The sequence below is a fragment of the Quadrisphaera sp. DVD1 genome, from assembly GCF_058932755.1.
Genome location: NZ_JBZYWI010000211.1, coordinates 1 through 3,877 on the forward strand (window position 1 = coordinate 1; position 3,877 = coordinate 3,877).

Genomic DNA, 3,877 nt, shown 5'->3' on the forward strand with positions numbered 1-3,877 from the left:
CGGCGTCGGCGGCCACAGCGCGCAGCATCGTGGCCCGCGGGGCGGTGGCCATGAGGGCCAGCTCGGCGCCGGGGCCGGTGAGGCCGTCGAGGAAGGTCAGCACCCGGTGCGGGGGGTTGCGGGCGAACAGGCGGGCGAAGAAGGCGGGCCCGTCGAGGCTGCCGTCGGCGAGGCCGCGGAGCACGAGGGCGTCCATCCAGGCGTGCCGGCGCGGGTAGGGCCGCGGCGGCAGCACCTCGGCCCCGGCCAGCAGCTGGGCCGCGACCACCCGGGCCTGGCGCTGCATCGCGGTGAAGGCGTAGCCGGTGGCCGGGCGCACCGCCCCTCCGGCGGTGCCCAGGCGCAGCACGCGCCGCCCGGCCCGGCGGGCGAAGACGGCGTCCGTCATGGGGATCACCCCCTGCTCGACGTGCTCCACCACCGCGCCGCGGGCGGCCTCCCCGAGCGCCCGGGCCAGCGCGGCGTCCAGCGCCGCGGTGTACCCGGCGTCGTCGAGGACGGCCGGGGAGAACTCGGTGTGCTCGACGAGCACGGTCCGCTCGTCGCTGGGCAGCGCGTACCCGAACGCCAGCCCGGACGCCGGCTGCGGCGCGGTGAAGTCCATGAGGACGGCGCGCTGCGGGTCCACCGCCGGGGCGGAGGTGCGCACCCGCGCGCCGCGGAAGTGCTGCAGGAGGGTGGTGGCGCCGGGCCGCACCGGGGCGGCGGGGCGCGAGTCGAGCACCCAGGTCGCCTCCACCTCCCCCGCCGGGGAGGTCACGCGGGCCCGCTCGGCGCCGTCGGAGACGGCCTGCGCGGCGGCCCGCAGGGCGACCACCTCGAGCAGCCCGGCGGAGCGGGCGGCGTCCACCCGCGCGGCGACGCCGGCGTACCAGTCCTCGCTGCGGACCATCGCGTAGCGCAGCGGCGCGAGGTCGAGCACCTGCTCGACGCCGTCCGCGCCGATCACCGAGACGTGCCGCCAGGCGCGGTGGACGGCGGGCTCCAGCTCGCGGGCCCCCACGCTGCCGGCCACGTCCCAGGAGCACCAGGTGCGGTCCGCGGGACGGTCGGCGAGCCGGTCGAGGGGATCGACCAGCGCCACCCGCAGGGCCCGGCCCGGCCCACCGGACGCCGAGCGCCGCGCCCCGGGCGCGGCCAGGAGGCCCCGGGCGACCTGGTCGAGCACCGCGAGCCCCGCGCCGCCCGCACCCACGAGGGCGGCGTCCACCGCGTCCGCACCGGCACCCACCCGAGGATCATCCCTCGTGATCATCGGGACCCGACGGGCGGGCGCTACCGTGGGCGACGTGAGCACACTCGTGACCTCCGCGCGGCTCGTCGTGCGGGACTGGGAGCCCGGCGACACGGCTGCCGCCCTCGCCGTCTTCGGCGACGAGCGGGTGACCCGCTGGCTCGCCCCGGCCACCGAGCCGGTGGCGGACGAGGAGGCCATGGCCGCCCTCATGCGCCGCTGGGCCGCCGAGCAGCCCCTCGCCGGCGGTGACGCCGAGACCTTCGTCGGCCGCTGGGCCCTCGCCCGCCAGGAGGACGGCGTCGTGGTGGGCGCGCTCACCCTGCGCACCATGCCCCCGCACGACGAGGACCTGGAGATTGCCTGGCAGCTCGCGCCCGAGCACTGGGGCCGCGGCTACGCCAGCGAGGGGGCGCGCGCCCTCGCCCGCTGGGCCTTCGAGCAGTCCGCCGCCGAGGTGTTCGCCGTGGTGCGCCCCGGCAACGAGCGGGCGGAGTGGATCGCCCGGCGCCTCGGCATGGAGTGGGTCGGGGAGACGTCGAAGTACTACGACCTCGACCTGCGGGTCTACCGGCTGCGCCCCAGCGACCTGACCGTGCCGCCGCCGGCCGTCAAGGACGAGGACGAGCCCACCAGCTGACCCGGCGCTCCTCGGCCCGGGCGGGGCTCAGCGCCCCCGGCGCTGGGCGCGGAGCCGCGCGACGACGTCGCGCACGGGCGGCACGACGACGCCCTCGGCGGCCATCACCCGGCGCACCCGCCGGCGGGCGACGAGCACGCCGACCAGGCCGACCACCCAGAGCACGTACTGGGTGCTCATCGCCGCGCGGAAGTCGCCCAGGGAGTAGTCACCGCCGGTGGCGTCGAGCACGACCCCGACCGCCAGCACGACGATGAGCGAGGCCACGAACCCGCCGATGTTGACGATGCCGGTCGCCGTCCCCTGCCGGTCGGCGGGGTTGAAGGTGCGGGCGTAGTCGAAGCCGACCATCGACCCCGGCCCGCCGGTCGCCAGGGCGAGGACGAGCAGCACGAGCAGCCACAGCGGCGCCGGGCCGGGCCACACCAGCACCGCCGTCCAGGCCGCGACGTTGACCCCCACGATGGCCAGCACGAGCCAGGAGCGGCGCAGCGGGTGGCGGGCGACCATCACGCCGAGCAGCGGGCCCGCCACGAGGCCGGTGAGCACGAACACGGTGAGCAGCGCGCTGGCGGTGCCCTGCGCGACGCCCTCGCCGGAGACGAGGAACGGATAGCCCCACATGAGGGCGAAGACGGTGCCGGGGAACTGCGTCGCGAAGTGGCTCCACAGGCCCAGGCGGGTGCCAGGGTGGCGCCAGGCGCGCACCAGGTCGTCGCCGGCCTTGCGCCACGACAGGGCCGGCCCGGTCACCACGCGCACCCCCGGCGCGTCGCGCACGGCGACGGCGACGAGCAGGGCCACGAGGACGCCGACCGCGGCGGCGGAGGTGAAGGCGGCGGTCCACCCCGGGCCGCCCAGCAGCGCCACGAGCGGCACCGCCGACAGCACCTGGCCGAGCTGGCCGATCAGGCCGGTGAGCTGGGTCATCACCGGGGCGCGCCGGGGCGGGAACCACGCCGAGGCCAGGCGCAGCACGCTGATGAAGGTCAGCGCGTCGCCGGTGCCCACGAGCACCCGCCCGAGCACGGCCAGCGGGATGGTCGTGCCGAGCGCCAGCACGAGCTGGCCGCCGGCCATCACCAGCGCCCCGGCCACGATGAGCCGCCGCGAGCCGAAGCGGTCCAGCAGCACCCCGGCCGGCACCTGCAGGGCCGCGTAGACGAGCAGCTGGAGCACCGTGAACGCCGAGACGGCGCTGGCGCTGGCGTCGAAGCGGCGGACGGCGTCCAGCCCCGCCACCCCGAAGGAGGTGCGGTGCAGGACGGCGACGACGTAGGCGAGGACGCCGACCGACCACACGAGCACCGGCTGCCAGCTCGGGCGCGCGGGGGCGGGCGGGGCGGTGGGGGCGGTGCTCATGGCGGCCCCCATCCTCCTCCTGCGCCCGGCGGGGGCGCGGGGTGGTGCCTGGGAGCGCTCGTCAGCGGGGTGCGTAGGTGAGGCAGTCGGCGAGGTCGTGGCCGGCGCCGACCCTGATGGACGGGGCGCGGCACTCCAGGTCGGCGTTGTGCCGGCAGTCGGTGCGCTGGCAGGCGCCGACCTGGGCGATGACCCGGTCGAGCCCGCCCTTGGCCGACAGCGGGATGAACGTGCCGCACTCCGCCGAGCCGGACGTGCCGGCGATGGTGATGGCGAAGGCGTGGCAGCCGTCGTGGTTGTACGAGCAGCCGTCGACCGTGCACTCGCTGACCGGGGGCATCTCCAGAACGGACATCAGGACTCCTGGCGTCGTCGGGGCGGTGCTCCCGATGGTCCCGCAGCGCGGTCGGGTGCGCCAGGGCCGAGCACCAGGACCGACGACGGCGCCCCGCTCCCCGGCAGGGGAACGGGGCGCCGTCGGGGCGGGGTGGGTCAGCCGCGGGCGCGACCGCCGCCGGAGCGGCCCGGACGGCGCCCGGTGGAGGTGCTGGCGGCGTTCCAGGTGCCCGAGCTGCCCTCGTCGGTCGAGGAGCTCCACACCGAGGCGCTCCCGCCCATCGGGCGGGAGGTGCGGGGCGCGG

Annotated in this window: 4 protein-coding genes; 1 reads left to right on the top strand and 3 read right to left on the bottom strand. The window is 77.6% G+C overall.

The features are described 5' to 3' along the window. Positions 1-1,231 (bottom strand): lycopene cyclase family protein (locus AC5FZL_RS15900; protein WP_493619855.1); only part of this gene is annotated, 1,231 nt, incomplete at its 3' end. A 58-nt stretch (positions 1,232-1,289) separates the two neighbouring features. Between AC5FZL_RS15900 and AC5FZL_RS15905 the strand changes: the two genes are divergently transcribed. Beyond that, entirely contained in the window at positions 1,290-1,874 is a 585-nt protein-coding gene (locus tag AC5FZL_RS15905; protein WP_493619856.1) for a GNAT family N-acetyltransferase, read from the top strand. 27 nt (positions 1,875-1,901) lie between these two features. Here AC5FZL_RS15905 and AC5FZL_RS15910 read toward each other — a convergent pair whose 3' ends face one another. Both AC5FZL_RS15910 and AC5FZL_RS15915 read right to left on the bottom strand, forming a co-directional pair. Next, positions 1,902-3,236, bottom strand: coding sequence for an MFS transporter (locus AC5FZL_RS15910; protein WP_493619857.1), 1,335 nt, complete (start codon positions 3,234-3,236; stop codon positions 1,902-1,904). 61 nt (positions 3,237-3,297) lie between these two features. Further along, a complete protein-coding gene (locus AC5FZL_RS15915; protein ID WP_493619858.1) occupies positions 3,298-3,591 on the bottom strand; it encodes a DUF1540 domain-containing protein in 294 nt (97 codons plus the stop codon). Positions 3,592-3,877 lie beyond the last annotated feature (286 nt).

Excerpts from the sequence above, each read along its gene's own strand:
- AC5FZL_RS15910 (WP_493619857.1), bottom strand. The coding sequence starts at position 3,236 with ATGAGCACCGCCCCCACCGCCCCGCCCGCCCCCGCGCGCCCGAGCTGG.
- AC5FZL_RS15915 (WP_493619858.1), bottom strand. The coding sequence starts at position 3,591 with ATGTCCGTTCTGGAGATGCCCCCGGTCAGCGAGTGCACGGTCGACGGC.